Source organism: Corallococcus sp. RDP092CA (assembly GCF_041903675.1).
GTDB lineage: Bacteria > Myxococcota > Myxococcia > Myxococcales > Myxococcaceae > Corallococcus.
The window spans coordinates 353678-380540 of record NZ_JAYESI010000001.1 but is presented as its reverse complement, the minus strand read 5'-3'; the positions used below and the strand labels follow the sequence as shown (position 1 = coordinate 380540).

The following is a 26863-nucleotide window of genomic DNA, read 5'->3' as shown; positions in this document are numbered from 1 at the left end:
CATCCCACGCCCCCATGCTCGCGACGCCGGGCACCGTGCCCGCCACCAGCGCGGCGATGAGCACGGCCACGCCCGCCGCGTTCATCGGACGCGGTACCGCGTCACCGCCAGCGGTTCGGAGCCACCGGGCGCCCACAGCTCCAGCCGGCGCTCGCCCTCCACCGCCGGCAGGCGTGTCACGAAGGGTGGGCGCAGCTCGATGCGACGGCCGTCGTCCGTGCGCAGCTCCAGCAGCGTCGCGCCCTGGGGCGCCATCACCCGCACGGGCACCGCCTGCGCGCCTTCGGGCAGCTCCGGCTCCACCAGGAACTCGTCCCCGTTCGCCGGCAGGATGAAGCCGGGCTGCGCTCCCGGCCCTCCCCCGGCGCTCACGGACGCGGAGGCCAGGCCTTCCGCCTGGGCCCACGCGAGGTACGCCGGCCCCACGTCCAGCGCGCCGTCGCTCCGGTGCATGCTGCACGTGTGACGCGGCGCCGTGCCCGGCAGATAGACCTCCTTCATCGCGCCGGGGCAGTTCGGGCCCGCGCGATCACCGGACAGCGGGCAGATCTCCGCGGCCTCGAAGTGGCTCCGGTCCACCAGCGGCGCGGGACGAAGGCCCTTCATCGCCAGCGCCATCACCCGCGCGAACACCGGGCCCGCGCCCGTGATGCCGGACACCCCGCGCATCGGCGTGCCGTCGAAGTTGCCCACCCACACGGCCACCGTGCGCTCGCGCGTGAAGCCCGCCGCCCAGTTGTCCACGTGCGCCCGGCTCGTCCCCGTCTTCGCCGCCACGCGGAACGGCAGCCGCAGCGCATTGTCCAGGCCGAAGGCCGGCGCCCGCGCGGCCTCGTCCGCCAGCACGTCCGTGAGCAGCTCCACCGGGCGCGCCGCCAGGAAGCGGTGCTCCTCCAGCTCCAGCGGGATCCGCAGCGGCGAGCCATCCGGCCCGAACGCCGTGCGCACCTCCCGCAGCGGCCCCACCACCCCACCCCGCGCCAGCCCCCGGTATGCCCGCGCCAGCTCGCGCAGCGTCACGTCGCCGTTGCCCAGCACGATGCCCACGCCGTAGTGCGACGCGCTCTCCGTGAGGCTCTGGAAGCCCGCCTCGCGCAGCACGCGCAGCACCTGATCCGGCCCCAGCGCGTCCGCCACCCGCACGGCCGGGATGTTGTAGCTGGACGCCAGCGCCGCCCGCAGCCGCACCGGCCCGTGCACGCGCCGGTCGTAGTTCTTCGGCACGTACGCGCCGCCCGGCGTCGCCAGGTGCACCTCCACGTCCGCGAGCACGCTCGACGGCGTGAAGCCCTTGCTCAGCGCCAGGCCATACGCGAACGGCTTGAGCGCCGACCCCGGCTGCCGCAGCGACCGGACGCCATCGTTCTGCCCGCCCTTCTCCTCGTCCAGGAAGTCCGAGGACCCCACGTAAGCGAGCACCTCGCCCGTCGCGTTGTCCACGACGATGGCCGCCGCCTCGCCCACGCGCCGGTGCGCCAGCCCCCGCAGCTCCTCCGTGATGGCCTTCTCCACCGCCGCCTGGAGCGCGGGGTCGATGGTCGTCTCGATGCGCGCCGCGCGGTCCAGCCCCAGCTCCGGCAGCCGCTGGAGCAGCGCCGTCGTCAGGTGCGGCACCTCGAACACGCGCTCCGGAGGCACCAGGTCCAGCGGCGTCTCCTCCGCCAGCCGCGCCTCCTCCTTCGTCAGGAAGCCCTCCTCCACCATGCGCGAGAGCACGTCGCGCATCCCGGCCAGGGCCATCTCCGGCCGCCGGTACGGATCCCTCCGCGCGGGCGACCGCGCCATCCCCGCGAGCAGCGCCGCCTGCCCCACCGACAGGCGCTCCGCGGGCCGCCCAAAGTACCGCTGCGCCGCCGCCTCCACGCCGAACGTCGAGTTCCCCAGCGGCACGCGGTCCAGGTACTCCAGCAGCACCCGCTCCTTCGACAGGTGCGCCGTCAGCCGCAGCGCCCACAGCGCCTCGCCGGCCTTGCCCCACCACGAGCGCTCCCGGGGCACCAGCCTGCGCGCAAGCTGCTGCGGAATCGTGGACGCGCCGGACACGATGCGCCCGGCCGCCACGTTGTCGCGCGCCGCCCGGGCCACCGCCACCACGTCCACGCCCGGGTGCCTCGCGAAGCGTTGATCCTCCGCGGCGATGAAGGCCTGCCGCACCCGCGGGGGAACGCGGCCCCCCGGAAGCCCCACGCTCCGCCCATCCTCGCGGGAGAGCACCTCGCGCAGGGTGTGCCCCGTGCGGTCGGTGAGCACCAACGAGGACAGCGCTTCACGGGACAGCAACGTCCCCGGCAGGGGCCACGCGATGAACACCCCGCAGCCCACCGCCAGGAGCGCCGCGAGCACGACCACGGCGCGCGCCACCCCGCGAAGCGTGAGGCGCCTCCTCACTTCGAGGCGACCTCTTCCGGCAACAGCACCGGGAAGCGTCCGCCCTCGGAGCGACCGAACACCTCCGGCGCGTACATCTCCTCCGCGTGCGCGGGCTTGAGCAGGAAGTCGCCCGGCGTCGTGGCCCGGGCGACGAAGCTCGCCACGTGCACGCCCGGGGGAAGCTCGTCGGCGAAGAGCACCACGCGGTCATCGCGCATCTCCGTGTGGTTGAACGGCGACCAGAAGCGCGTCGCCCAGACGTTGCTGCCCTCGTCCGTCTCCGACAGGTCCTCCTCGCTCTCGTACTCGTAGCCCTCGCCGGGGCCCTCCTCCTCGCCGGAGCCCGCGGGGCCCGGCAGGCTCGCCGTGCTGGCCAGCGACGTGTCCACCGGCTCCAGGCCCGCGGGCAGCGGCACGTCCACCGCCACGAAGTTGCGCCGCATGGGCGTGGCCACGCGCACGCGCACGCGCACCAGCTCGCCCGCGCGCGCCGCCTTCGCCTGACCGCCGCCCGAGTACGGCTCGAACCAGCGCTGGACGATGATGCCCCGGTCCAGGGGGTCCACCGGCAGCTGCGCCGGCGCGTAGCGCAGGAGCGCCCCGTAGTAGAGGTTGCCCGTGCCGTTCACCCCGAAGGTGAAGGGCTGCGCCTTGTCCGCCGGCCCCAGCTTCTCCACCGGCACCTGCACCGTCTTCACCGCCATGTCGCGGCCGCGGAAGTCGGCGGAGGCAATCACCTGGCCGCCCAGCTTCACCACCGCCTCGAAGGACGGCGCGGCCGTCTCCTTGCGGCGCACGACCTCCGACAGCGCCATCAGCGTGAAGGCCGCCTCCTGCGTGTTGCGGAAGCGCCCGTCACCCTCGCGCGCGGACGCCAGGTAGCGGCCCATCTTCGACACGTAGGGGTGGTCCGGCTGCACGTCCACCAGCGTCTGGAGCACCAGCGCCGTGGTGCGCGTGTCGGAGGACCAGAGCGGCGCGTACGTCTTCGCGTCCGTCTCCTGGAAGTGCACGCCCGCCGCGGTCTCCTGGGCCGTGTTGAGCAGCTCCTGGAGCAGCTTCTGGCCCTGCGCGCGGTTGCCCTTCCCCACGAAGATGGCGTCCGTCAGCATCGCCCGCGCGAAGAGCGGCAGCTTCTGCCGCTGCTCGAACAGCTCGTTGTAGTACGACGGCCGCGGCGCCCCCATGCGCGCCAGCGTGTAGAGCGCGAAGGCCCGCGTCTCCAGCCCCTGCGCGGTGCAGCCATAGGCGCACTGCGAGCACACGCCCGCCGCGACCTTGTCCGCCAGGAACTTCTTCGCCTTGTCGAGCACGGCCGCGTCCACCGGGTAGCCCACCTCCTTCGCGCGCGCGAGCGCCAGCGTCGCGTACGCGGACGCATACGGCGACGAGCACTCGCTGGAGGTCCAGAAGCGGAAGCCGCCGTCGTGGTTCTGGAGCGCCTCGATCTTGCGCACCGTCGCCGCCACCACCGTGTCCGGATCCAGCGAGCCCTGCGTCTTCAGCGCGTCGTCGCTGAGGAAGCCGCGAACGAAGGCCTGCTTCTGCTCGTCCGAGCCGCCGGTCCACGGCACGCCGAACTTGCCGGACAGCTCGCGCAGCGCGACGAACGGCACCAGCCGCGACGACATCTGCTCCAGGCAGCCGTAGGGGTAGTCCACCAGCTGGTTCATGGACTCCTCGAACCCGCCCATCACCGTGGAGGACATCGTCACCGTGAGGCCGCCCATGCCCGGGCGCACGCCGCCCGGCGGCTGGAGCCCCTCCACGCGCTCGCTCGTGGTGTCGCCGTAGGTCGCCACCGCCTCCATGCCCATGGGCAGTTGCACGGGGATCTTCTGCTCCACCGCGTCCGTCTCCCCGCCGCCCGCGACGGCGAAGCGCAGCACCGCGGTGCCCGGCTGCTCGGCCACGAAGGTGAAGCGCACCTCGCGGGCCTTGCCATCTAGCGGCACCGTCTTCTCCGCCGGCCCCTCCACGCGCACGCCGGTGAGCTGCGCGGTGACCTTGGCCTCCTTGATGGCCGGGTTGGTGGTGTGGATGACCACGCCCGCTTCCGCCTTGTCACCCACGCGCACCAGCCGGGGGAGCGCCGGGAGCGCCAGCAGCGGCTTGGCCACCTGCACCTTGCTCTCGCCCACCCCGAAGCGGTCCGCGTCCGTCACGGCCACCGCCATGATGCGGAAGGTGGTCAGGTTGTCGGGCAGCGTGAACTCCACCTTCGCCTGGCCCTGGTCGTCCGTCTCCACGGACTGGAACACCGCCGTCGTCTTGAACTGGGTCCGGATGCCGGAGCCCGTCGTGTCGGAGCCGCCGGAGCCGCCCGGCCGCGAGCCCTTCTCGCCGTACAGCTTGCGCAGCACCAGGTGGATGAGCGGCTCGCCGATGCGCACCGACAGGCCGTGCTCCTGGAACATCGCGTCCACCGGATCCGGCGTCTTGTAGCCCGTCAGCCGCAGCACGCCCTCGTCCACGGCCCACAGGGTGACCTCGGACTTCGCGCCCTGGCCCGCCGCGTCCTTCACCGCGACGCTCACCGTCACCTTGTCGCGCGGGCGCTTCTCCTGCGCGTCCGGCGTCAGCGCCACCGACAGGCGCTTGGACTTCTTCTCCACCTTGAGCTGGGTGTAGCCCACGCGCACCGCGGGGCGGCCCGGGTCGTCGCCGGACTCGATGCCCTTGGCCGCCTCCACGCGGCCGCGCACCAGCACCACGCCCACGTAGACGTTGGGGATGGCGCCCTCGCCCAGCGGGACGTCCAGCGCGGTGGCGCTGCCCTTGAGCTTCACGCGGCGCACGCTGAGCACGCCCTCGCGCTCCACCGTGAGGATGGCGTCCGCCTGCGGGTACGGGCTCTTCACCAGGATCTTCGCGGTGTCCCCCACGTCGTAGAGCTGCTTGTCCGCCACCAGGTCGATGCGGTCCGTGTCGTTGCGCTGCCAGGACACCCAGCCGGAGCCGGTGACGTAGAGCGAGTCGCGCGTCGTCGCCTTGCGGCCCTTCGCGTCCGTGGCCACCGCCTCCATCACGTACAGGCCGGGCTCGGCGGGGGTGAACCTGCACGACTGCGGCGTCGCCGCGCTCTTCACGGAGCACTTCGCGGCCTCCGTCTCCACGGGCTCCGTGACGGTGAACCACTGGCCGCCGTCGCCCTTCTTGCGGATGGACTTCCACTCGCGGCGCTTGATGTTCACGTCCACCGCGACGCCCTCCTGGCGCTTGCCCTCGGGCGATACGGCGACCAGCTCCAGGCCCACCTCCTTGCCCGCCTCCGCGAAGCCGGTGGAGAGCACGCGCAGGCCCGCGTAGACGTCCGCGGGGTGCACCACGAGGAGGTTGCGGTTGGCCACGCGCTGGCGGTTGACGTCCTCCACCTCCGCCTCCACCGTGTACTCCCACGTCTTGCCGCCGGGCGCGTCCGCGGTGCCCAGCGCCAGCGCCAGCTGGCCCTGCGCGTCCGTGCGGCCGTCACCCGCGCCGAACGACTCGCTGCTGTGCTCCGGCTGGTCGTCGTCCCACCACCAGGTGTTCACGCCGAAGGTGAAGGCCTCGTTGCCCGGGGGCGCGAAGGAGGAGCTCTCGCGCTGCACGCTCCAGCGCACCTGCGCGTCGCCCATGGCGCCGCCGAACAGGTAGCGCGCGTCCACGCGGGCGGTGAGCGCCTCGCCGGCCGCGACGTCCTTCTTCGGCACCGCCACGTCCACGCGGAACTGCGGCGCGCGGTACTCCTCCACGCGGAAGCTGCCGCCGTAGCTCAGCGTCTCGCCGCCGACCTTCAGCTTCGCGGCCACGTCGTAGAAGCCCAGGGGCACGTCCTTGCCCAGCTTGAGGTCCGCGCGGAAGGTGCCGTACTTCGTGACGGTGGCCTCCGTCTGGAAGACCTTCTCGCCGCGCGAGCTGGTCACCGTCACCTGCGCCTTCGCGTTCGCGGGCGGCGACTTGAGGATGCCCAGGCGGCGGTAGCGCGCCACGCCCTTGAGCATCACGTCGTCACCCGGGCGGTAGATGCCGCGGTCGGCGAACACGAAGCCCAGGCTGTCCGGGACGCGGCCCTCCCACGCGCTCCGCAGCGAGAACGCGCCGGGCGACATGCCGCCCTCCCACGTGGACAGCGTCACGCCGATGTCCGAGTCCTTCACCGCGGACACCATGGCCCACGGCGTGCTCCAGTCGGACTCGTCCTTGGGCTTGAGCAGCTCCGACAGGCCCGGCACCTTCGCCAGGCCGTTGGCGTCCGTGGTGCCCGTCCAGTGCTCCGTGCCCGCCTTGTCCCAGAGCGTGAGCTGCGCGTCCGGCACCGGGGCGCCCGTCGCCAGCGACGTCACCCACACCACGCCGGAGGCGGCGCCCAGCTTCGCGTGCACCGCCAGGTCCGTCACCTGCCCGATGACGCGGCGCGGGTAGCGCTGCTTGAGCGACGGCGCATCGAGCTTCGCGAGGAACAGGCCCGTCTTCGCCCCGTTGAACGCCGGGCGCAGGTCGAGCGGCGAGGTGCGCTGCAGGTTGCGCTCCGCCTTCGTGTCCACCGTCGTCCGGTAGGGCTCCGTGGCCGGCCACGTGTTGGTGTCGATGAACCGCGCCATCTCCGCGGGGGACAGCGCCCACACCTCCGCCTGCACCTCCGGGACGTTCGTCGTGGTCAGCGGGATGGAGCCGTCGCCGGAGGCCTCCACCAGCGCCTCGCGCGAGCCGGAGTCGAAGGAGGGCTCCACGTCCGACAGCTTCACCTGGCCCTGGAAGGCGGGGCCCGCCTGGCCGAAGACGTCCTTGTAGCCCGCGGCGACCTTGATCTTGTACGTGGTGCCGGGGCGGTAGCGGCCGGGCAGCGACACGTAGGGGTTCTTCAGCTCCGAGCCCGACCAGGGCATCTGCGTCTGCACGCGCTCCCAGTCGATCTCCGCCTTCGGCTCCAGGGTCACCTTCCCCTTGAGCGAGGCCACGTCCAGCTCATTGGACGTGAAGAGGATGAGCGGGCCGTAGGAGCACGCCTCGTCGCCCCAGGCGAACACGCACGCGCTCGCGGACTCCACCTGGAGCGCGCCGTGGGTGGCGTAGGCGTAGCGGACCGCCTCGCCCATGGGCAGCGGGCCGTCCGTGCCCGTCAGCTCGCCGTCCACCACCAGGGTGAACTGCGTTCCCGCGGGCAGCTTCTGCGCGGGCTTGAGCTCGTACTTCACGCGCCGGTCCTGGGACTTGCGCTCCGGGCCGCTGCCCACCTGCACCTCCTTCAGCTCCGCGAACGGCGTCGCCTTCACCAGCGTGAGCGGCACGGGCGCGCCGGTCGCGGGCTCCAGGCGCGCGTGCTGCGCCAGGTCCTTCACCGCCTGGTTGAACACCAGGGTGAAGCCCTGCTCCGGCTGCAGCCAGCGGAACTCCGCCTCCGGCTGCGCGGACTGGAGCGAGGGGCGCGGCGTCTCGAACTGGAAGGTGTACGGCTGCGCCAGCGCGGTGCCGTCCATGGCCTTGAGGCCCGCGGGCACCGTCACCGTGTACCGCGTGCCCAGCTTCAGGGGCGAGCCCGGCACGAACTCCACGCTCGCAGAGCCCAGCCAGCGCCACTCGCCCTCCAGCGCCGGTTCGAGCTTCGCGGGGGCCGCCAGCCCGCGCTCCGCGGCGACCGAGCCCAGGGCGATCATGGGCTTGGTGAAGGTGATGGTCGGCCGGGCGTTGCCGTAGACCTGCCCCTGCGGCCGCGCGGCCGCGATGGAGAGCGGGCCCTGGGCCGCGGCGTCCTCGGCGTCGATCTTCAACGCGGGAGGCTCGGGCAGCGGCTCGACGGCGAGGCCAGGGGACTTGGAGGACGAAGCCGGCGCGGTGCCGGCCTCCGAGGGGCCGCCCTTCGCGTCCTTGTCGCCGCGCGAACACGCGGTGGCGACGGCGAGGCAGAGGGCCAGCAGAGAGAGTCTGCGCATGGTGGGGCTCACGGAGCTCCAGGGAGGGCACTCGTGCATGTCCCCCCTGAAAAATGACGCGAGCACCGTACCATGGGGCACCCCGCCCCGCTGTCACTCGTGCGTCATCCGGGGAGGCGTGGCGCGCCTCGAATTCCGAGCGATTGAGAGCCCCGGACCGGGACCGGAACCCGGCCGTAACGCAGCCGGCCATCCAGCACCGGGGGGCCGTCCGCGAGCACGGAGGTGGGCGCGAGGACCCGGGCGATGGACACGACGCAGCCGCCCAGCAGCTTGCGCCAGTAGGACCTGGGACGGCGAGGAGATGACGCCATGGGTGCCTCCATGCAGAGAGAGGAGGCATCAAGGTGGAAGGGGCGCGGCGGCCGGGCCATCGCCCCCGTGCGCAGGGGCCCTTCGTTCACCGGACAGTGGCGGGCCTCAGCCGCCGCGCAGCAGGGTGGCGCCCGCGCCGAGCCCCAGCAGGAAGGCCCCGAGGACGAGCAGCAGCACCCAGCGCGCGGCGACGCCCGTGGCGCGAGGTGTCTGCTGGCCGACGGTGGCGCGCGTGGGCGCGGACTCATCCGGCACGAGGATGCGGACCTGGATGGCGGCGGTGCGCAGCACCTCGTCCACGTCGGCGAGGAACTTCTCGTATTCCTCCGGGACCAGCTCCAGCGGCGTGCCGTGCTGGAACTCGTAGCGCTTCGCCACGGCCTCGTGGTTGCGCAGCGAGGCCTGTCCCTTGGCCACGTCCACCCAGCCCGCGACGAGCGCCGGCGCGACGCCCTTGCGGTCCACGAGCGAGATGGCCTGGCGGGCCTGCCTTCCGCCCGCGGTGCTGGGGCCCTCGGGCTCATCCACGCGGAGGATGCGGTGCGGGGTGCGGCCGTAGATCTTGTGCTGGAGCTCGGCCTTGAGGCGCTCCGCGAGCAGCGCGGAGTGGGTGGCGAACATGGTGCGCAGCTCGGGCGTCGCCTCCGCCTGCTGGCTGGCGGCCTGCGCGGAGGGGAGCGGCGCGAAGATCACCGGCTGGCTGGCCTTGCCGGGGGCGTCGCTGGCGCGGCTCGCGCGGGGAGGCTCGGAGGTGGAGCCATCCAACTCGGCGCCGCGGCCCGCGTGGATGAGCTCCGGGAGCGCGAAGTCCTCCTCCTTCGCGCCGCCGTCCTTGCCGTGGCTCCGCGCGGAGCCTCCGCCCCGGGCAGGACGGACGATCTCCGGAAGCCCCTGGCCTTCCTCACGAGCACCATTCCGACCCGGGCGGATGAGCTCCGGGAGGCCCTCCCCTTCCGCGCGCGCACCCGCGCGGCCCGGGCGGATGAGCTCCGGGAGGCCCTCTCCTTCCGCGCGTGGACCCACGCGGCCCGGGCGGATGAGCTCCGGGAGGTCCTGCCCCTCCTCGCGCGTCACCGCGCGCCCGGGACGAACGGCCTCCGGCGCGCCCTGCCCGCTCGCGCGCGCCTCTCCTCGCGCCGGGCGCCCTGGCCTCGCGGACTCCGGAAGCCCCCGGCCGTCCTCACGCGACGGACGCACGGCGGTCTCCGGTGCGGCGTAGGCCGCGTCGTCATCCTCCGCCCATGGGCCCGCGCGCTCGTCGTCCTCACGCGCCCGGGGCGGCGGCGGAGGCGTGAGCCCGTCCACGCGGGTCTCCAGGACGGGCTCGTCATCGTCGGGAACGGGAGGCGGCGTCATCCGCGTCTCGAGCCCCGTGAACTCGGGGACGCGCGGAGCCGAGGGGGGCGCGGCGCGCTTCTGGTTGCCCCAGGTCCTCCGGCCGGGATTCCCCGCGGCACGGGCAGCGGCCTCCGTGGCGTCGCGCTGCACGGAGGCCGGCACCTGGGTCTGCTCGGTCCGGACCTCCTCCGTCTCGTCCAGGTCGTCGTCGAGCGGTGCCACCCGGGTCTCGTCGATCCGCTCCGGCTCGTCGTTCCTGCGGTGCCCCTTGGCCATGTGCGCGACCTCTCGCGCCAGACCATAGCGCTTCGCACGACTTCCGGGGGATGCGCCGTACGCGTCAGTAGCGGGGCCAGTCCGGAAAGGCGATCTCGATGGCCCCCCCGAGCCACGACGCATAGGCCGCGTCATCCGCGAGGGGATACGCCTTCCCATACGTCCGCTCGAAGTGCTCCGCCCAGTGCGGCTGCGAGCCATCCAGGTCCGTGAAGCCGTACTCGCGCGCCAGCGTCCACGACGCGACCACGCGCCCCGCCCTGCGGTGGACCTTCGGATCCGCCGCGAGCGCCGCCACCGCGCGGCCCACGTATGCCGGCGTCTCCGACGCGATGAAGTCGGGGACGTCCTTCACCGCGTCGCGCCAGTTGGCCTCCGTCACCCCGAAGCCATCCAGCATCTCCTCCGAGCGCAGGAACCCCGGCGTCACCGCCAACGCCGTGATGTTCGTGCGGCGCAGGTCCCGCGACATCGCGAAGGCCAGCCGGATGACGGCCATCTTCGTCACGTCATACGAGACGCCGCCCCGGTACCCGAACGAGTCCCCATCCGTCACCTCCACGATGAGCCCCCGGTCGCGCTCCAGCATCAGCGGCACCGCGTAGCGGCTGGTGACGAGGTGCGTAGACACGGCGCGGTCGAACATGAGCCGCGCCTTCGCGGGCGACTGCTTCCAGAACGGCAGCCCCAGCTCGTGCAGCGCCTCCCCGCCCCAGATGTCGTTGACCAGCACGTCCAGCTTCCCGGCCTCGGAGCGGATGCGCCGACACAGCGCCTCCACCTCCTCCTCCACGGAGTGGTCCACCCGCACCGCGAGGCCCTTGCCGCCCAGCGCCGTCACCTGCTCCGCCGTCTCTTCGATGGTCTCCGGCCGGGAGGCCCCGCTCGCCAGGTTCCCCCGCACGCTGCGCCCGGTGCAGTACACCGTGGCCCCCGCCGCCCCCAGCATCGTCGCGATTCCCCGGCCCGCGCCCCGCGTCGCTCCCGCGACCAGGGCCACCTGTCCCTCGAGTGGCTTCATGTCCGTGCTCCCCTTTCACGCGCCACCTTGCCTGCCCAATCCTGACAACCCCTGTCATGATTCCCGCCCCAGGCTGCACCTCTCTCCCAGGCCGGAGGGCCCATGCGCGCGGATCGCCTCGTCCACCTGTTGATGCGCCTCCAGGCCCGCCCCCGCAGCACGGTGGGCCAGCTGGCGCGCGAGCTCCAGGTCTCCAGCCGGACCGTGCACCGGGACCTGGACGCGCTCTCCACGGCGGGCGTCCCCCTCTACGCCACGCGCGGGGCCGCGGGCGGCGTGGCGCTGATGGAGGGCTGGCGCACGCAGCTCACCGGCCTCACCCGCCCGGAGCTCCAGGCCCTGGCCACGGTGGGCGCCCCTGGAGCCCTGGAGGACCTGGGCCTGTCCACGCCGCTGCGCACGGGGCTGGTGAAGCTGGCGGCGGCCCTCCCCGCCCTCCAGCAACCCGCGCTGGAGCACGCGCGCCAGCGGCTCCACGTGGACGCCTCCGGCTGGTTCACCGGCCGCGAGCCCCTGCCCCACCTGGGCAAGCTGCGCGACGCCGCCTGGCAGGACCGCCGCGTGTCCCTCGGATACCAGGACTTCGAGGGCACCCGCTCCCGCCGGACGGTGGACCCCTACGGGCTCGTCATCAAGGCGGACCGCTGGTACCTCGTCGCCGGGACGGACAAGGGCCCGCGCGTCTTCCGGGGCGGGCGCATTGGCGACGTGCGGCTGCGCCCGCAGGGCTTCACCCGCCCGCCGGGCTTCGACCTGCCCGCGTTCTGGAAGGACTGGTGCGCGAGGTTCGCCACCGAGCGCCCCCGCTACGACGTCACCCTCTCCTGCACCGCGGAAGGGGAAGCCGCGTTGCGGAGGCTGCGTCCCCCGGCGGACGGTGAGCGCCTGGACAGGGCCCCCGCGGCACGCGGTGGGAAGCGGGAGGTGACGCTGAACTTCGAGCGGGAGGCCATCGCGGTCTCCCAGCTGTGCGAGATCGGGGCGGGCGTGGAGGTGCTCGCCCCGGAGCCGCTGCGCCAACGGCTGGCCGCGCTGGCGGCCTCGCTGCGGGCGCTCTACGGCGGGCCCGGCCGGGAGGGGCCGGGCCGCCGGGCCCGCTAGAAGTGCAGCGGGTGGCCCAGCGTGGCCTCGGCGCCCTCGTGCATGATCTCCGAGAGCGTCGGGTGCGCGTGGATGGTGTGGGCCAGCTCCTCGGTGGTGATCTCCAGCTTCATCGCGACGCAGGCCTCGGCGAGCAGCTCCGTGGCGTGCGGCCCGATGATGTGGATGCCCAGCACCTCGTCGTACTTCTTGTCGGAGACGATCTTGATGAGGCCCACCGACTCGTTGGAGATGGCCGACTTGGTCACGGCGCCGAAGGGGGCGATGCCCACCTTCACGTCATAGCCGCGCTCCTTGGCCTTCTTCTCCGTGAGGCCCACGGACGCCACCTCGGGGTAGCAGTACGTGGCGGACGGGGTCAGGTCGTAGTTGATGGGCGCGGGGTTCTTCCCGGCGATGTGCTCCACCACCATCACGCACTCGGCGCTGGCCATGTGCGCCAGCATCGGCGTGGGGATGACGTCGCCAATGGCGTAGACGTTGGGCTCGCTGGTGCGGCACAGCGTGTCGACCTTGATGAAGCCGCGGTCCACCTGGACGGCCGTCTTGTTCAGGCCCACGTCGTCCGTGACGGGCGAGCGGCCCACCGCCGACAGGAGGATCTCGGCCTCCAGCGTCTTGGTCTCGGAGCCCACCGTCATGGTGACGCGCACGCCGTCCGCGGTGTGCTCGACCTTCTCCACCTTGGCGCCCGTGTGCACGTCGATGCCGCGGCGGCGGAAGATCTTGTCCAGCTCCTTGGAGATGTCCGCGTCCTCGATGGGGAGCAGCGCGGGCATGTACTCCACGATGGCCGTCTTGCTGCCCACGTGGTTGAACACGGAGGCGAACTCGCAGCCCACCGCGCCCGCGCCCAGGACGATGATGCTCTTGGGGATGCGGTCGATGGTCAGGATGGAGTCACTGTTCATCACCCGCTTGTGGTCCACCACCACGTTCGGCAGGGACTTGGGCACCGAGCCCGTGGCGACGATGATGTTCTTCGTCTCCAGGGTCTGCTTGGAGCCGTCCTCCGCCGTGACCTCCACCTTGCCCTTGCCGGCGATGCGGCCGTGGCCCTTCACCACGGTGATCTTGTTCTTCTTCATCAGGAAGTCGATGCCGTTGGCACCCTTCGTGACGACCTTGTCCTTGTGCTTCTGGGCGTTGGCCCAGTTCACGGTGGGGTTCGCCACGTCGATGCCGAAGTCGGACGACTCCTTGATGTGGTGGAAGAGCGACGCCGTCCACAGGAGCGACTTGGTGGGGATGCAGCCGCGGTGCAGACACGTGCCACCCAGGCGCTTGTCCTTTTCGATGATGGCCGTCTTCAGCCCGAGCTGGGCCGCGCGGATGGCGCCGACATAGCCGCCAGGACCCGAGCCGATGATCACCACGTCGAAAGTCTCAGCCACACACGCCTCCGGTCATTTTTGCGGATGGAACTCGCGGGCGCTGATAACCCCCGGTCCCGGTTGGAATCAAGGAGTTTGCTCGTGCGTCGCTTCCCGCTCCACACGCTTCTCTTGATGCTAGTAGCGCTGCTGGCGTTCGCGCGCCTCTATTACGTGACGCACCGTGCCCCGCCCCCGCCGCCGGCCCCCGGGCAGGCGCCGGGCGCGACGCCGGTGAGGATCACCCCGCCCGACCTGGGCCCCGCCGCGTGCCGCGGGCTGGACGCCGTCCTGGGGGACCTCCTCGCCTCCGACGGCGGCACCGGCGCGGAGGCCGGCACGGCCTGGAGCGATGCGCTCCGGCAGCTCGGCGACTGCCCCGCACCTCCCGCCGCCGCCTGCGCCCGGGGCCCTGCGCTGGCCTCTCGCGCGCCTGCCTCGGGAGAGGGCAGCCCACCCCGCGAGCTGCTCGCCACCCTGTGCGAGCGCTGTGCCCCCGCCGACAACCCCTGCGGCCAGGCGGTGATGCGCGCGTTGCAGGAGGCCGCGCGGCGGGGGAGCCCCGACCTGCCGGAGGCGCGCTGGAGCCTGGAGCGCGCGGGGCCCGCCCTGGGCACGGCCTGCCAGGAGCTCGCGCGCCAGGCCGTGGGGCCCGCCGCCGTGACGGGGATGGTGATGGAGCCGGCGCTGCTGGCGCTGCTGGAGGAGCTGGCGCCCACGTGCGCGCGGACGGAGCAGGTGCCCATGTCGCTCGTGAACGCGGCGGCGGTGCAGCAGGGCCCGCGCGCGCCCCGGCTCGCGGCGGCGTACACGGCGGGCGCGCTGGAGACGAAGCCCCTCGATCCGGATCAGCACGCGGGGCCCGGGGACGCGCTCCGCGCCTTCGACCGGGACGAGCTGTCCGGCGTGCTGCTGCCCAAGGTCGATGCGGGCACGGACGGAGCGCTGCGGCTGGGGTACGCGCCGGCCCTGAAGGCCGTGGTGTCCTTCCAGGTCCAGGCCACGGGGCCGGGCTCCCTGCGAGCGCACATCCGCGCGCCGGAGGGCGTGGGGCGCGCGGAGCCGGACGGCAAGGGCTTCTTCGTGGATCCCACCGTGTGCCGCTTCCAGGGCACCGGCCGGTGGGAGATCTGCAAGCCCGCGGTCCCCGTGCTCGACGTGGACGCGGTGAGCGTCCTTCCGGAGCGGCCGGGGGTGGAGCTGAAGGAGCTGGAGATCATCGGCGCCCGGTAGCGCGGGCGCCACGACGCACGCGGCGCCGGAGGGCCTCCGACGTCGCCCGCGTGGGTCTCAGGCGATGAGGCCGCGCTCGCGCGCCTGACGGAAGATGGGCGCCGCGTCCTTCTTCAGGGCGGTGGAGACGTCCTTCACGATGGCGTCCGCCGACTTGGCGACCGACAGGTAGTTGTCGAACGTGCGCGTGAGGATGAGCACGCCCGAGATGATGACGCGCTGGAGGTTGTGCTGGAGGTCCGTGCCCTCGTACACGAGCCAGGACTGCTCACAGTAGCGGCGACCCTCGGCCACCATCTGGTTCAGGTGCGCGCGCTCGGTCGCGTCGGGAACCTTCGCCTTGGGGCTGATGGACGCGATGTAGAGCACGTTCTGTCCCAGCCGCTGCGTCGCGTCCTCCATCTGCGCCATGATGGCCTGGACGTCGTCCTTCGTCGGCGGGTTGTGCCAGCGCGAGAACAGGACGCGGTCGATGAGTTCGGATTGGTACGTGGCAGACACGAAGCCTCCGGGATGCGAACGCTGATGTCGACGGGGCCGCTTCGTCGGGCGCGGCCCGTGTCGCAGGCCGGAATCTGTACCAGGATCACCGAGGCGGTTGAAGAGTAGCGGACACACGCTTGCACCTTTGGGGCGCCTGTGTGCCAGCCACGCTGTGAGGATGCAGTGGGAGTGGACTACTGCACCCGGGTCGCAACTGACACGCCGGGATAATCCGGGAGTTCAGGGCACCTTCGGGCGTGCGCGAGCGGCGAAGACGGTGTCGAGCGTCATGGGTGGACTCCAGGGCGGAGCAGCTCACGCACGCGCCTGGCCAGCGCCGCGTTGGTGGCGGCCTCCATCCAGCCTCGCGGGTCCGCGTTCACGTCGTGCTCCGGACGGCGATGAAACGGCAGCGCGCGAGGGAATCCCAGCAGCGTCCACTGGGGCCCCCGAGTCAGTCCCGGTCTTGCTGCTTGCAAAGCCGTGCGCCCTTGAGCACAAGCGGCGCATGGCAACCTCCGACGTCCTCGTGGTGGGCGGTGGCGTGATGGGCTGTGGCATCGCGCTGAGACTCCGTCAGGCCGGCGCGCGCGTGACGGTGCTGGAGCGCTCCATCCCGGGCGCCGAGGCCTCCAGCGCCGCGGGCGGCATCCTCGCGCCCCAGTGGGAGGCGGACGGCCCCGGCCCCTTCTTCGAGCTGTGCCTGCGCAGCCGCGCCCTCTACGGGAGCTTCGCCGCCGAGCTGCGCGAGCTGTCCGGAGTGGACATCGCGTACCGGCCGTGCGGCCTCTTGCGCGTCGCGTTCGACGAGGCGGACCTCCACCGCGTGGAGTCCACCGTCGGCTGGCAGCACGGCCTGGGGCTGCGCGCCGAGCTGCTGGACGGAAAGGCCGCGCGCGCGCTGGAGCCGCACCTGTCCCCCACCGCAGTGGGCGCCGCGCACTTCCCGGATGATCACCAGGTGGACAACCGGCTCTTGGTGCGCGCGCTCACCATGGCCGCCGCGCGCGTGGGCGCGGTGTTCAGGAGCGGCTACGTGCGCGGCGTGGTGCACGAGCACGGCCGCGCGGTGGGCGTGGACCTGGATGGCGAGGTGCTGCGCGCGGACGCCGTGGTGCTGGCGGCGGGCTCCTGGTCATCCCTGGTCCAGGGGGCGGGCGTGTCGGCGCAGGCCGTGCGTCCGGCGCGCGGACAGATGGTGCAGCTACAGACGCGGCTGCCCCTGCTGGAGCGGGTGGTGACGTCCGCGAAGGGCTACCTCGTGCCGCGCGCCGACGGACGGATCATCGCCGGGAGCACCATGGAGCACGTGGGCTTCGACAAGCAGGTGACGGCCGCCGGCCTGGCGCGGATCCTCGACATGGCCCTGGAGCTATGCCCGGACCTGGCCAGCGCGCCCATCACGGAGACGTGGGCCGGCTTCCGCCCCTGGACCGAGGACGCCCTGCCGTACATCGGAGAGGGCCCCTCGCCCGGCCTGTTCCTCGCCACCGGACATTTCCGCAACGGCATCCTCCTGGCCCCCATCACCGCGAAGCTCGTCGCCCAGGCCGTGCTGGGGGAGAAGCCCTCGGTGGAGCTCGCCCCCTTCCGGTACGACCGGGGGACGCAGGCGCGCGGATGATCGGGGCGCTTGCCCGGCCTACCCTGGAAGGCGGGGAATGCCCAGAGGACCGGAGACGTTCACCCCGGCGCCAGGGCTCGCACCCCACCCTGGATGGCAAGGAGGCGAGGGGGTGATGATTTCTCGCACTCGTTCGCCTTTAATCCCTGGAAACCTCTAGAATCTTCGGCCGTGGAAGCCATCCCCCCCGCACCGCCCAGAATCCTGATCGTCGACGACGACGATTCCGTCCGCGACGTCATCTCCGTGCTCCTCCGCGAGGAGGGCTACAACTGCGTCGTGGCCAACGGCGCCGAGATGGCGCTCGACGTGGCGGGTGAAGAAGAGACGCCGCTCGTCATCAGCGACATGAAGATGCCGGGCCGCGACGGACTCTGGCTGCTGGAGAACCTGCGCGAGCGGCTGCCGGACACGTCCGTCATCATGCTCACCGGCTACGGCGACACCGAGTCCGCCGTGGACTGTCTGCGCCGGGGCGCGGTGGACTACCTGCTCAAGCCACCGAAGCTCACCGACCTCATCCGGGCGATCGAGCGCGCGCTCGCCAAGCGCCGCATCGAGATGGCCCGCAAGCGCTACCAGAAGAAGCTCGAGGGCAAGGTGCGCGACCGCACCGCCGAGCTTCGCAGCGCGCTGCACAACATCGCGAACACGTACCAGAACACGCTGCTGGCGCTGGTGGCGGCCCTGGACGCGCGCGAGCACGAGACGAGCGACCACTCCCAGCGCGTGGTCAGCTACACCTCCGCCATCGCCACCCGCATGGGCATCCGCGGCAAGGAGATGGAGGAGATCGGCCGCGGGGCGCTGCTGCACGACATCGGGAAGATCGGCGTGCCGGACGCGGTGCTGCTCAAGCCGGGCAAGCTGACCCCCGACGAGTGGCTGGAGATGCGGCGTCATCCGGAGATCGGCTTCCAGATGATCCAGAACATCCCCTTCCTCAACACGCCGGCGGAGATCGTCCTGTCGCACCAGGAGCGCTACGACGGGGCGGGCTACCCCCGCAACCTCCAGCGCAACGAGATCCACATCGGCGCGCGCATCTTCGCGGTGGCGGACACGCTGGACGCCATGACGAGCGACCGGCCGTACCGCAAGGGCACGACGTTCGCCAACGCCATCCAGGAGATCAAGCGCTGCGCCAACACGCAGTTCGACCCGGACGTCGTGAAGGCGTTCCTGGACATCGGGGAGGAGGGCCTCATCCGCATCAAGGAGGAGATGGCCCAGAAGAAGCTCAACCCGATGCAGGCCGCCGCGGACGCCGCCGAGTCCGAGGCCGAGCTGGCGCGGCTCACCGACCTGGATGACGAGCCGGACGCCTCGCCGCCGGTGGGCCCGAGCGCCACGCCGATTGGCGCGCCGCCCGTCACCATCCGTTCAGCGTCCGGCGGCGAAGGCTGACCCTGGCCACGGGAAGCGGTGCCTTTCCCCGCGGGGGTTGCTATCCATGAGGGCGGAAGGCCCCGTGATGACCGCCCCCCTGCCCGCTCCCGATCCGCTCGCCCCGCCGCTGTGTGACGCGCAGGGGCGGCGCATGACGTACCTGCGGCTGAGCATCACGGACCGCTGCAACTTCCGGTGCACCTACTGCTCGCCGGCGTCGTGGGGCGGCAGGAAGGACCTGCTCGACGCGGGCGAGTTCGAGCGCATCGTCTCCGTCTTCGCGCGCATGGGCATCCGGCGCGTGCGGCTGACGGGCGGTGAGCCGCTCGCCCGGCCGGACATCCTGGACATCGCCCGGCGCATCGCCGCGGTGCCTGGCGTGGAGCACCTGGCCATCACCACCAACGCCAGCCGCCTGGAGCCGCTGGCCGTGCCGCTGCGCGACGCGGGCGTCACCCAGCTGAACCTGAGCCTGGACACGCTGTCCGCGGACGTCTTCCGGCGCATCTCCAAGCAGGGGGACTTCGCGGCGGTGCTGCGCGGCATCGACGTGGCGGCGGGCGCGGGCTTCCAGTCGCTGAAGCTCAACGTCGTGGTGATGCGCGGCATCAACGACGCGGAGGTGCCGGAGCTGGTGACGTTCGCGCACGCGCGCGGCATCACCCCGCGCTTCATCGAGCTGATGCCCTTTGGGCAGGGCACGCCGGTGCCCACGGCGGAGCTGCTGGAGCGACTGGCGGCGGCGGGCCGCGTCCTCACGGAGGAGCCGCCGGAGGACACCGCCTCGCCCACGGCCGGCCCGGCGCGCTACTGGCGCACGGACAGCGGGCGCGTGGGGTTCATCTCCCCGCTGACGCAGAACTTCTGCGGCGGCTGCAACCGGGTGCGGGTGGCGTCCAACGGGGACCTGCGCAGCTGCCTGGGCGGCCGGGCGCAGGCGCCGCTGCACCAGCTCATCCGCGGCGGCGCGACGGACGCGGAGCTGGCCGTGGCCGTGCGCCGCGCGCTGGGGGAGAAGCCGGAGGGGCACCGCTTCACGGAGGCCGGAAACGGCGCCACGCTCCTGCCCATGATGGGCATTGGCGGCTGAGGGCTACTTCACCAGCCGCAGGTTCACGGGGTAGCGGTACAGCTGGCCCTCGTTCGCCTTGAGGCCGCCGATGACGCTGAACACCAGCGACGCGATGGCGACGATGGGCGCCAGGATGAAGCCCACGCCCACGCACATCAGCACGCCGGAGATGACCATGGCGATGAGCGTCGTGATCTGGAAGTTGAGCGACTCGACCGCGTTGCCGCGGATGAAGGACGACTCCTTGCCCTTCGCCAGCATCAGGAACAGCGGCACCGCCCAGCCCAGGAAGCCCGCGCCCACCACGAGGCCGGCGATGGAGCCGAGATGGGCCAACATCCCCATCGTCTTCTCGTCCTGCGTCGCCGTGGGCGAGCCGGTGATGAACGAACCAAACTGCTGATCCTCACGCTGCTGGGGGTCCATGTCCATGTGAGCCCTTTCTGAATTCAGGGGGCGCGATGGGTGCGCCCGGATGGGCGCACCATGACATGGCGTGTCGGTGCCTGTCATCCAGCGGACAAGGGGCGCGCGAGGAGGCCCCCGTCCGCCGGCTGGCTTCAGCGGTACAGCGCGTGTCCCGCCTTCTTGAATTCCTCGCTCTTCTCCTTCATCCCCTCCTCCAGGGCCTGGGCCTCGTTGACGCCGACCTTGTCCGCGTAGTCGCGCACGTCCTGGGTGATCTTCATGGAGCAGAAGTGCGGGCCGCACATGGAGCAGAAGTGCGCGACCTTGGCGCCCTCGGCGGGGAGCGTCTCGTCGTGGAAGGCGCGGGCGCGCTCGGGGTCCAGGGACAGGTTGAACTGATCCTCCCAGCGGAACTCGAAGCGCGCCTTGGACAGGGCGTTGTCGCGGGCCTGGGCGCCGGGGTGGCCCTTGGCGAGGTCCGCGGCGTGCGCGGCGATCTTGTAGGTGATGACGCCTTCCTTCACGTCGTCACGGTCGGGCAGGCCCAGGTGCTCCTTGGGCGTCACGTAGCAGAGCATCGCGGTGCCGAACCAGCCGATCATCGCCGCGCCGATGCCGCTGGTGAAGTGGTCGTATCCGGGCGCGATGTCCGTGGTGAGGGGCCCCAGCGTGTAGAACGGCGCCTCGTGGCACACGGCGAGCTGCTTCGTCATGTTCTCCTGGATGAGGTGCATGGGGACGTGGCCGGGGCCCTCGATCATCACCTGCACGTCGTGCTTCCAGGCCACCTTCGTCAGCTCACCGAGCGTCTCCAGCTCACCGAACTGGGCGGCGTCGTTGGCGTCGGCGATGGAGCCGGGGCGCAGGCCGTCGCCCAGGCTGAAGCTGACGTCATACGCCTTCATGATCTCGCAGATCTCCTCGAAGTGCGTGTAGAGGAAGTTCTCTTCGTGGTGGGCCAGGCACCACTTGGCGAGGATGGAGCCGCCGCGGCTGACGATGCCGGTGAGGCGCTTCGCGGTGAGCGGGACGTACTGGAGGCGCACGCCGGCGTGGATGGTGAAGTAGTCCACGCCCTGCTCGGCCTGCTCGATGAGGGTGTCGCGGAAGATGTCCCAGGTGAGCTCCTCGGCCTTGCCGCCGACCTTCTCCAGGGCCTGGTAGATGGGCACGGTGCCGATGGGCACGGGCGCGTTGCGGAGGATCCACTCGCGCGTCTCGTGGATGTTGCGGCCGGTGGACAGGTCCATGACGGTGTCCGCGCCCCAGCGGATGGACCAGACCATCTTCTCCACCTCCTCCTCGATGGAGGACGTGACGGCGGAGTTGCCGATGTTGGCGTTGATCTTCACCAGGAAGTTGCGGCCGATGATCATCGGCTCCAGCTCCGGGTGGTTGATGTTGGCGGGGATGATGGCGCGACCGCGGGCCACTTCATCGCGCACGAACTCTGGGGTGATGACCCGCGGAATCGCGGCGCCCCAGGAGTGGCCGGGGTGCTGGGCGGCGAGTGAGGCGTCGAGCTTCTGGTTCTCGCGCACGGCGACGTATTCCATCTCCGGCGTGATGATGCCCTTGCGGGCGTAGTGCATCTGGCTGACGTTGTGGCCGGACTTCGCGACGCGGGGCTTGCGGATGTGGCTGAAGCGCAGGCCGTTGAGGCGCGGGTCGGCTTCGCGGGCTCGGCCGTACTCGGACGTGATGCCGGCCAGCTCGTCGGTGTCGTTGCGGGCGCGGATCCAGTCCTCACGGACGGCGGGCAGGCCCCGGCGCAGGTCGATGTCAGCGGAGGGGTCGGTGTAGGGGCCGCTGGAGTCGTAGACGTGGACGGGAGGATTGGGGGTTTCGGGCCCGGAGTGGCCATGGTGGCGAGTGGGCGTCTGGGCGATTTCGCGCAGGGGGACGCGGAGGTCGGGGTGCAGGGCCCCGGACACGTAGACCTTGCGTGAGGCGGGAAGCGGGCCGCGGCTGATGCCCTCCAGCACCTTCCCATCGACCTTCAGGCTCTTGGACGCTCCACTCATCGGACGGCTCCTCGTGAAGGGCGGACGGGAGACGGGACGGGAGCATGGAGCGCCCAGACCGCTTCCCTCCGCCGGTGCTAACCGGTTCAGGTTCAAAGGGATCGGACGCGGAAACACGTCCATCTCAGCCCCCTTCCGGAGGCGCCCCTAGCGACTGCGGAGCGATGTAGCGCAGGGGGAAGCCCGCTTCAACCCGGCTGGAGGTGTGCTGGGGTCCAGTGGACGCACGGTGGCCCCCTGGGGAGGGGGCCGCCGCGGATCGGCGCGCCAAGGAGGCGCGCGCCCTTCTCAATGAATGCATGCGCCAACAGAAACCCTCTCATTCGAACCTTGGATGCATCACCCTCGGGCACACCTGGCTCCTTCTGCTCGCGTCAGCTTTTCCGCGCCCTCCTGACACGTCAACACCATCTCCTGACACGTCAAACACAAACCCTGTCACGTCAAGAATTTCCAGAATTTCAGCTTCAATCACAACAAAGCCTGCCGTAGACTGCGGACTTCCCCAACAGGAGTTCACATGCAACACCACCCAACCCGGACGGCACCGGCTCACGGCTTCGTGCGTCCCCGCTCGCTCGCGATGGTCGGAGCGCTCGCGATGCTGACGTCCTGCGCGACGAAGGGCCCTGTGGCTCCCGTGGTCGACGACACCACCCTCTTCGTCGGCAAGGTCATCACCCTGGACGACCAGGGAACCATTGCTGAAGCCGTCACCGTGGACCGCTACGGCCGCATCTTGAAGGTCGGGGCCGAGAAGGACCTGAGCGCGGGGCTCGGCGCGGGCGCCAGGCGCGTTGAGCTGAAGCCAGGCCAGGTCCTCCTGCCCGGGTTCATCGATCCCCACCTGCATGTGCAGCCGACGCTCCTCCAGAGCCTGCTGGGCACCCACAACCTGGCGCCCTGCCTGCCCCCGCCCTACAACCAGTCCGCGCCCGCGGAGTGCGCTCAGCACAAGGACCTGCTGAGCGCGCTGAGCTCGATGAAGGTGGCGCCCGCCACGCCCGAGACGGCCACCCAGTTCGTCCTCGGGATGAACCTGGACCCGTCGCGGCAGCAGTTCATCCCCGGCAAGTGTGACGTGAAGTCGGCTGAAGAGTTCATGCAGCAGCCGAAGCTCTACCTCGATGCGTGTGTGAGCAAGGAGCGGCCGGTCCTCATCCTCGACCAGTCGGGCCACCTCGCCTACGTGAACGAGAAGGCGTTCGAGATCGCCTGCCAGGGAAAGAAGCCCTGCATCCCGCCTGAGTCCGTCACGAAGAACGGAGGACGGTGGGTCCTCGGCAAGGACGGCCAGCACACGGGGCTGATCGAGGAGTCCGCCGGCTACGCTCCCTTCCTCGCGGCGACGCAGCAGGGGCTCCTGATGAACGCGGCCATCCCGAGCGGGAGCCTCCAGGAGCTCAACAAGGCCATCCAGGCCCTGCGTGAAGCCGGGCTCACCACCATCGCGGATGGCGGGCTGTCCAGCCGATCGCAGCTGGAAATGGTCAAGCTCCTCGCCGAGAACCCCGCCTTCCCGCTGCGCGTCACGGGCGTCGTGACCCACCTCGCGGCCGGAGCCGTCGTGAACAAGGACGGGGCCGTCGCCACGCCGGCGCTCAAGCCAACCGGGCCCGCGTGCACGCCGAGCCCGACCAATGACTGCGCGCTGCCCAAGTGGCTGGGGGCCGGCGCCATCAAGCTCTGGGTGGACGGCTCGACGCAGGGCTGCACCGCGCTCCTTGGACAGCCCTACGCCTACAGCGCGGACGGTCACTGTCCGAACGCCAAGGAGGGCCAGGGCGACTTCAAGAGCGCGAAGGCCCTCGCGGATGCCATGCGCCCGCTCTGGGCGAGCTCGGACTGGCGGTTCCAACTGCATGCCAACGGCAACGAGGCGAACCAGTGGGCCGTCGATGCGTTCTCACAGCTCCAGCTCGAGCAGCCCAATCCGCACCGGATGCTGCTCATCCACAACACCGTGGGTCAGGAGTCCGTCTCCCAGGCGATTGGTGAGCTGCGCAAGGGCACCCATGTCGCAGACCAGAAGACGGTGCCCAAGATGGACGTGCGGGTGACGCACCTCATTGGCCACGTCGCCTACTGGGGCGACGCCCTGGCGCAGATGCTCGAGAAAAACGGCGCACACAAGGACATCGACATCGACCCGGTGGACTTCGACCGCCGCAATGGCATCCCTTTCTCCTTCCACAGCGACTCGATGGTGACGCCAGCCCGGCCGCTCTGGTTCGTCGAGCAGGCCGTAACTCGCCGCACGTGGGCCTATCCGGACTTCCAGAAGACCTACGTGCTCGGCCCGCAGCACGCGACGACCGTCGAGGAGGCCCTGCGCGCGGTCACCATCGAGCCGGCCCGCCAGCATGAGATCGACAGCTGGGTGGGCAGCATCGAGCCGGGCAAGGTGGCGGACTTCGTCGTCCTCGGCGCCAACCCGCTCGACTACGACCCCTCCAAGGGCGGGAACCCGGCGACCATCAGCCAGATTCCGGTGATCCGGACGTACCTGGGCGGAAAGGACCCCGCGAGCAGGAACTGAGTGTGCTCCCAAGCGCGTCGTCTGTCTTTCGGGCGACGCGCGCTAGGACGCCTGGCGTTGGGCCCTTGCGAGCCCCGGCGTCACGATACGACTGCCACCCTCCCCAATCACACCTTCACGGTCTTCACCAACGGCAGCTCGCGCACGCGGGTCCCCGTGAGCGCGAACACGGCGTTGGCCAGGGCTGGCGCCACCGGGGGAACTCCGGGCTCTCCCACGCCTCCGGGGCGGCCGTCGCTGGGGATGATGTCCACGTGGATGCGCTTCGGCGTCTCCGCGATGCGCGCCAGACGGTAGTCGCGGAAGTTGCTCTCCACCGTGGCGCCGTCCTTCATCGTGATGGCGCCGTAGAGCCCCAGGCTCAGGCCAAACACCACCGCGCCCTCCATCTGCGCCCTCACGCGCTCCATGTTCACGATGGTGCCCGCGTCCGCGACGATCCACGCCTCGTCCACCCGGATGCGCTCGTCCGCGTCCTTCACCACCGCCACCACCACCGCCACGTAGGTCAGGAAGCTGCGGTGCGCCGCCAGCCCCAGCGCCCTTCCCTCCCGCTTGCGCTCGTCCCAACGCGCCAGCCCCGTCACCCGTTCAATCACCCGCCGCAGCCGCGCCGTGTCCACCGGGTGCTCTTCGATGGACTGGCCATAGTTGGGCACCTTCGCCACGCCCAGGTCCTTCGGCGTCACGACGCGCGAGGGACCCAGCACCTCCAACAACATGTCCCGCGGATCCGCGCCGCGCTCGTGCGCCAGCTCGTCGATGAAGCTCTGCACCGAGAACGCGTGGTAGATGTTCGCCACGGAGCGCAGCCAGCCGATGCGCGTGTGCGCCCTCGCCTCGCAGTTCTCCATCCGGACGTGGGGGATGGTCAACGGCAGGTCCAGGATGCCCTGCCCCAGCTCCCCGTCCCCCGCGAACGTCGCGTCGGAGAACGTCGAGCCGATGGGCGGGAACGCGATGCGCTGGTGCCACGCCACCACCTTCCCGTCCGCGTCCAGGCCCGCCTCCAGCCGCTGCGCGCTCGTGGAGTGGTAGTAGTCGTGGCGCACGTCGTCCTCGCGCGTCCACTGCACGCGCACCGGCGCGCCCACCGCCTTCGCCAACAGCGCCGCCTCCACCACGTAGTCCGGCTTCGACTTGCGGCCGAACCCACCTCCCAGCAGCGTCACGTGCACCGTCACCTTCGATGGGTCCAGGCCCAGCGCCTTCGCCACCTCGCTGCGCGCGGCCTGCGGGTTCTGCGTCGTGGCCCACACCTCGCAGGTGCCGTTCTCCACCTTCGCCACCGCCGCGGGCGGCTCCATGGGCGCGTGCGCCAGATGCGGCGTGTTGTACGTGGCCTGCACCCGCTTCGCCGCCTTCGCCAGCGCGCCCTCCGCGTCGCCGACGTTGCGCACCACCTTGCCCGGCCGGCCAATCACCTCCAGCAGCTGCTCGCGGTACGCCGCTGAATCGTAGACGGCGTTGTCCCCGCCCTCCCACGTCACGTCCAGCGCCGCGCGGCCCTTCATCGCCGCCCAGGTGTGGTCCGCCACCACCGCCAGCCCGCCCAGCGGCTGGAACAGGAAGGGCTTCGTCGCCGCCGGCAGCTCCACCACCTGCCGCACGCCCGGCACCGCCAGCGTCCTCGACGCGTCGTAGCGGGCCACCCGACCTCCCGCCACCGGCGGACGCGCGATGACCGCCGTGCGCATCCCCGGCAACACGATGTCCGCGCCGAACACCGCCCGGCCCGTCACGATGTCCGGCCCGTCCAAGAGCGGCAGCTCCTTGCCCAGGTGCTTGAGCTCGCTGCGCGGCCTCAGCGTCACCGCCTGCCTCTTCGGCACCTTCAGCTTCGCCGCATCGCTGGCCAGCTCACCGAACCTGAGCGAGCGCTGCGTGCCCTTGTGGAACACGGCGTGGTCGCGCGCCTCGCACTCCGCGGGCGCCACCTTCCAGCGCTTCGCCGCCACCGCCACCAGCATCGTGCGCGCCGTCGCGCCCGCGTAGCGCAGGTCGTCGAAGATCTTCCGCACGCTGCTGGAGCCGTCCGTGTTCTGGTCGCCGTAGGCTTCGTCACCGTCGCCCTGGACCACCTTCACGTGGGCCATGTCCGCGCCCAGCTCGTCCGCGATGAGCACCGGCAACGAGCTGCGCACGCCCTGCCCCATCTCCGAGCGGTGGCAGACGATGGTCACCACCCCATCCGGCGCCACGTGCACGAAGACGTTCGCCCTCAGGCCCTCCGTGGGCACCGCGGGCAGCGACGTGGGCATGGGCGCGGCGTGCGCCCTCGCGGGCAGGAACACCTCCAACCCCAGGCCCGCGGCCACGAGCCCCATGCCCTCCAACACCGAACGGCGCGACAGACGGATGCGCGTGTCTTGCATGGTGGCGGCC

16 protein-coding genes and 1 riboswitch are annotated in these 26863 nt (G+C 71.4%); of the genes, 6 read left to right on the top strand and 10 right to left on the bottom strand.

What is annotated here, in order from left to right; translation table 11 throughout:
* Nucleotides 1–81: 81 nt before the first annotated feature.
* The 5 genes from pbpC to U8525_RS01415 form a co-directional block, all read right to left on the bottom strand.
* Nucleotides 82–2388 carry a penicillin-binding protein 1C gene (gene pbpC, locus U8525_RS01435; protein WP_374260063.1) on the bottom strand — a complete coding sequence of 769 codons (2307 nt, stop codon included), beginning with the start codon at nucleotides 2386–2388 and terminating at the stop codon, nucleotides 82–84.
* Nucleotides 2385–8282 carry an alpha-2-macroglobulin family protein gene (locus tag U8525_RS01430; RefSeq protein ID WP_374260061.1) on the bottom strand — a complete coding sequence of 1966 codons (5898 nt, stop codon included), beginning with the start codon at nucleotides 8280–8282 and terminating at the stop codon, nucleotides 2385–2387. Before U8525_RS01430 ends, pbpC begins: the two co-directional genes overlap by 4 nt.
* A 104-nt stretch (nucleotides 8283–8386) precedes the next feature.
* Complete coding sequence (locus U8525_RS01425; RefSeq protein WP_374260058.1) at nucleotides 8387–8596, bottom strand: hypothetical protein; 210 nt, start codon at nucleotides 8594–8596, stop codon at nucleotides 8387–8389.
* A 106-nt stretch (nucleotides 8597–8702) separates the two neighbouring features.
* Nucleotides 8703–10211 (bottom strand): hypothetical protein, encoded by a 1509-nt coding sequence (locus tag U8525_RS01420; RefSeq protein ID WP_374260056.1) that lies wholly within the window; start codon nucleotides 10209–10211, stop codon nucleotides 8703–8705.
* Nucleotides 10212–10275: 64 nt separating this feature from the next.
* Nucleotides 10276–11232 (bottom strand): SDR family oxidoreductase, encoded by a 957-nt coding sequence (locus U8525_RS01415; protein WP_374260054.1) that lies wholly within the window; start codon nucleotides 11230–11232, stop codon nucleotides 10276–10278.
* Nucleotides 11233–11334: 102 nt separating this feature from the next.
* Here U8525_RS01415 and U8525_RS01410 point away from each other — a divergent pair, with 102 nt between their 5' ends.
* Nucleotides 11335–12333 carry a helix-turn-helix transcriptional regulator gene (locus tag U8525_RS01410; RefSeq protein ID WP_374260051.1) on the top strand — a complete coding sequence of 333 codons (999 nt, stop codon included), beginning with the start codon at nucleotides 11335–11337 and terminating at the stop codon, nucleotides 12331–12333.
* On the opposite strand, the gene lpdA is transcribed toward U8525_RS01410, so the two are convergent.
* Nucleotides 12330–13727, bottom strand: coding sequence for a dihydrolipoyl dehydrogenase (lpdA, locus tag U8525_RS01405; protein WP_374260049.1), 1398 nt, complete (start codon nucleotides 13725–13727; stop codon nucleotides 12330–12332). The two genes, U8525_RS01410 and lpdA, sit on opposite strands and share 4 nt — an antisense overlap.
* 114 nt (nucleotides 13728–13841) lie before the next feature.
* On the opposite strand from lpdA, the gene U8525_RS01400 reads away from it, so the two are divergent.
* Nucleotides 13842–14939 (top strand): hypothetical protein, encoded by a 1098-nt coding sequence (locus tag U8525_RS01400; RefSeq protein WP_374260047.1) that lies wholly within the window; start codon nucleotides 13842–13844, stop codon nucleotides 14937–14939.
* Nucleotides 14940–14996: 57 nt separating this feature from the next.
* On the opposite strand, the gene U8525_RS01395 is transcribed toward U8525_RS01400, so the two are convergent.
* Nucleotides 14997–15440, bottom strand: coding sequence for a DofB protein (locus U8525_RS01395; RefSeq protein ID WP_223646109.1), 444 nt, complete (start codon nucleotides 15438–15440; stop codon nucleotides 14997–14999).
* Nucleotides 15441–15930: 490 nt separating this feature from the next.
* Between U8525_RS01395 and thiO the strand changes: the two genes are divergently transcribed.
* From thiO to moaA, 3 genes are all read left to right on the top strand, one after another.
* Nucleotides 15931–17046 (top strand): glycine oxidase ThiO, encoded by a 1116-nt coding sequence (gene thiO / locus U8525_RS01390; RefSeq protein WP_374260042.1) that lies wholly within the window; start codon nucleotides 15931–15933, stop codon nucleotides 17044–17046.
* A gap of 171 nt (nucleotides 17047–17217) precedes the next feature.
* Complete coding sequence (locus U8525_RS01385; RefSeq protein ID WP_374260040.1) at nucleotides 17218–18453, top strand: HD-GYP domain-containing protein; 1236 nt, start codon at nucleotides 17218–17220, stop codon at nucleotides 18451–18453.
* Between the two features lie 67 nt (nucleotides 18454–18520).
* Entirely contained in the window at nucleotides 18521–19525 is a 1005-nt protein-coding gene (gene moaA / locus U8525_RS01380; RefSeq protein ID WP_374260532.1) for a GTP 3',8-cyclase MoaA, read from the top strand.
* Nucleotides 19526–19528: 3 nt separating this feature from the next.
* On the opposite strand, the gene U8525_RS01375 is transcribed toward moaA, so the two are convergent.
* The gene (locus U8525_RS01375) at nucleotides 19529–19939 is read right to left on the bottom strand and encodes a DUF4870 domain-containing protein (protein WP_374260038.1); all 411 of its coding nucleotides are present in this window, start codon (nucleotides 19937–19939) and stop codon (nucleotides 19529–19531) included.
* A gap of 128 nt (nucleotides 19940–20067) precedes the next feature.
* A complete protein-coding gene (gene thiC, locus U8525_RS01370) occupies nucleotides 20068–21939 on the bottom strand; it encodes a phosphomethylpyrimidine synthase ThiC (RefSeq protein ID WP_374260036.1) in 1872 nt (623 codons plus the stop codon).
* A 46-nt stretch (nucleotides 21940–21985) separates the two neighbouring features.
* A riboswitch (TPP riboswitch) is annotated at nucleotides 21986–22098 on the bottom strand.
* Nucleotides 22099–22459: 361 nt separating this feature from the next.
* Here thiC and U8525_RS01365 point away from each other — a divergent pair.
* Nucleotides 22460–24478, top strand: a complete 2019-nt coding sequence (locus U8525_RS01365; protein WP_374260033.1) for an amidohydrolase — start codon at nucleotides 22460–22462, stop codon at nucleotides 24476–24478.
* A 107-nt stretch (nucleotides 24479–24585) separates the two neighbouring features.
* Here the strand turns inward: U8525_RS01365 and U8525_RS01360 are convergent, their stop codons facing one another.
* The gene (locus U8525_RS01360; protein WP_374260030.1) at nucleotides 24586–26853 is read right to left on the bottom strand and encodes a molybdopterin cofactor-binding domain-containing protein; all 2268 of its coding nucleotides are present in this window, start codon (nucleotides 26851–26853) and stop codon (nucleotides 24586–24588) included.
* Nucleotides 26854–26863: the final 10 nt, after the last annotated feature.